General features: G+C 40.6%; 1 protein-coding gene. It reads right to left on the reverse strand.

Translation table 11 applies throughout. From position 1 onward, the window contains the following. Nucleotides 1–19 precede the first annotated feature (19 nt). Nucleotides 20–229 (reverse strand): hypothetical protein (locus EXE42_RS19800; RefSeq protein WP_206750757.1); only part of this gene is annotated, 210 nt, incomplete at its 5' end.

Here is a 229-nt window from a genome sequence, read left to right on the forward strand (position 1 = left end):
TCGTCGCGTAATTAAGGATTCAAGAGTTTATCCTCTGATCTTCATGTCTCTTCATATAATATTCCTTGAATAGTAATTCATCATATAAATGTTGTGTCGTACTTAAGATCGACCAAAAGGCAACCACCAGCACAGCAATTATGACAGAAACTGTGAACATTAGTAAAAAGAATGGATCTGGCCAGTTGGCGGCCGCAAAAGTCGTATATGGCACTAGACCGCCGACAGC

This window comes from Halorubrum sp. SP3, from assembly GCF_005435195.1.
Lineage (GTDB): Archaea > Halobacteriota > Halobacteria > Halobacteriales > Haloferacaceae > Halorubrum > Halorubrum sodomense.